The 2,750-nt window shown below is 63.4% G+C and carries 1 protein-coding gene and 1 pseudogene; one reads left to right on the top strand and one right to left on the bottom strand.

Going from position 1 to position 2,750, the window contains the following annotated elements:
• Positions 1–604 (bottom strand): transporter substrate-binding protein (locus tag JHD07_RS37240; protein ID WP_291631262.1); only part of this gene is annotated, 604 nt, incomplete at its 3' end.
• A gap of 172 nt (positions 605–776) precedes the next feature.
• On the opposite strand from JHD07_RS37240, the pseudogene JHD07_RS37235 reads away from it, so the two are divergent.
• A pseudogene (locus JHD07_RS37235) lies at positions 777–2,750 on the top strand (hybrid sensor histidine kinase/response regulator); the annotation flags it as partial.

Raw genomic sequence — 2,750 nt, 5'->3', positions numbered from 1 at the left:
GCCAGATATAGTCCGAGCCGATAAAGAAGAAGGTCTTGGCGTCCTTCTCCTTCGCCACCCAGTCGAGGCTGGCGAGGATCTGCTGCGTCGCCTCCTGGCCGGTATAGATGACGTTCTTGGACTGCTCGAGGCCCTCGTAGAAGGTCGGGTAGTAGAGCAGCCCATTATACTGCTCGAACACCGGCAGCGCGGCCTTGCGCGAGGCGGAGGTCCAGCAGCCCATCACGGCGGCGCAATGGTCGTTGACGAGGAGCTTCTTGGCCTTCTCGGCGAAGGTCGGCCAGTCGGATGCGCCGTCCTCCTGGATGAACTTGATCTTGCGGCCGAGCACGCCGCCCGCCGCGTTGATCTGCTCGATCGCTAGCTTTTCGGCCTGGATCGAGCCGGTCTCGGAGATGGCCATGGTGCCGGTCGCCGAATGCAGGATGCCGACCGTCACTTCGGTGTCGGTGACGGCGAGACCCGTGGTGTTGACCGCCGAGGTCGCCGGGGCCTGCGCAAATGATCCCCGCGGCAGCATCGTCATGGCCGGCACGGCGGCCATCCCCAGCAATAATTTGCGCCGAAGCGGCGACAATACGCCCTTGTTTGCTTCGTCCGACATGAGCACCCCCACTTTTTGTTCGAGAACACGCGATTGGTGTCGTGAGGATGGCTCGGATTTGGGCGGCCGAAGCATACGCAAGATCGCGTATACTGCACCGCAAAATGCCGACGTAGGCTTTTGGTACGGAAATTGCGAGGGCTCCGGGCCGGTATCGGAAGTGGGGTAAAGCGTGGCAGGGCGGCAGCGAATAGACCGCGTCAGGCGCCAGTACAACCAATGGGTCGCCAACCAGACGCTGGAAGACTATGCGCTGCGCTTCACCGCGAAGAGCGCGCGGCGCTGGTCGGCCGCCCGGGTCGCCAACACCGCGCTGGGCGCGATCTCGTTCCTGGCAATGGAGGCGATCGGCGGCACCATTACGCTGAACTATGGGGTCACCAACGCGACTGCCGCGATCCTCGTGGTCTCCCTCATCATCTTCTGCTGTGGGGTGCCGATCGCCTATTATGCCGCTAAATGTGGCATCGACATCGACCTGCTCACGCGGGGCGCCGGCTTCGGCTACATCGGCTCGACGGTGACCTCGCTGATCTACGCCTCCTTCACCTTCATCTTCTTCGCGATCGAAGCCGTGATCATGGCGTCCGCGCTCGAGATGTGCTTCGGGATCCCGCGTCCGATCGGCTATCTCATCAGCGCCGTCGTCATCATCCCGCTGGTGGCCTACGGCATCACGCTGATCAGCCGGTTCCAGTTGTGGACGCAGCCCCTGTGGGTGATCCTTCACATCATTCCGTTTGCCGCGATCGCCTGGCACAACCCGAACTCATTCACGGAATGGCGCAAGTTTTCGGGCGAGCACGGCGATCTCACCGGGCATTTCGACCTGTTGCTGTTCGGCGTCGCAGCCTCGGTGGTGTTCTCGCTGGTCGCGCAGATCGGCGAACAGGTCGACTTCCTGCGATTCCTGCCGCGCGACCGTCGCGCCTCCAGGATCTCCTGGTGGGTGGCGATGATGAGCGCAGGACCGGGCTGGATCGTGCTCGGCGCGCTGAAGCTCCTGGCAGGCTCGTTTCTCGCCTTCTTCGCGCTCAGCCACGGCGTGCCGCCCGAGGAGGCAGCCGAGCCGGCGCATATGTATCTCGAAGCGTTCCGATACGTGCTGTCGCAGCCCGAGCTCGCGCTGGCGTTGACCGGCACCTTCGTCATCCTGTCGCAGGTGAAGATCAACGTCACCAACGCCTATGCCGGCTCGATCGCCTGGTCGAACTTCTTCTCGCGCCTGACCCACAGCCATCCAGGGCGCGTGGTGTGGCTGGTCTTCAACGTCATCGTGGCGCTGCTGCTGATGGAGATCGGCGTCTACAAGGCGCTGGAGCAGACGCTCGCGCTTTATTCCAACGTCGCGATCGCGTGGGTCGGCGCGCTGGTGGCCGATCTCGTCGTCAACAAGCCGCTTGGATTGCGGCCGCAGCAGATCGAGTTCAAGCGCGCACATCTCTACGACGTCAATCCGGTCGGCGTCGGCGCCATGACGATCGCAACCATCGTCTCCATCAGCGCCTTCTACGGCCTGTTCGGACCTACCGCGAAGGCGCTATCGGCCTTCATCGCGCTCGCAGTAGCCTTCCTCACCGCGCCGTTGATTGCCTGGGCCACGGACGGCAAGTACTACATCGCGCGCAAGCCGAAGCGGAGCTGGCAGAACCTCGAAGCGATCCAGTGCTGCATCTGCGAGCATTCGTTCGAGCCTGAGGACATGGCCTCCTGCCCCGCTTACGCCGGTCCAATCTGCTCCTTGTGCTGTTCGCTGGATGCGCGCTGTCACGATCTCTGCAAGCCGCATGCACGAATCCAGGCGCAGGTGTCGGAGACGCTGGGCAGACTGATGCCACAGCCGATCTACGCCCGCATCAACTCGCAGCTCGGCCACTATATCGGCGTGTTCGTGGTCTCCGCCGGCCTCGTCGCGCTGGTGCTGGGCCTGATCTATCTGCAGACGTCGGCGAGCGTGCATGGCGACAACGCGATCGTTTCCGACGTGCTCTGGAAGGTGTTCTTCTCGCTCAGCATCATCATCGGCGTGGTCGCGTGGCTGTTCGTGCTGGCGCAGCAGAGCCGTCGCGCCGCCGAGGCCGAGACGCGGCGGCAAACCACGCTGCTGATCCAGGAGATCGACGCCCACAAGCGCACCGATGCCGAG

This window comes from Bradyrhizobium sp. (assembly GCF_016462955.1).
GTDB lineage: Bacteria > Pseudomonadota > Alphaproteobacteria > Rhizobiales > Xanthobacteraceae > Bradyrhizobium.
This window is presented reverse-complemented; position numbering and strand designations above follow the sequence as displayed.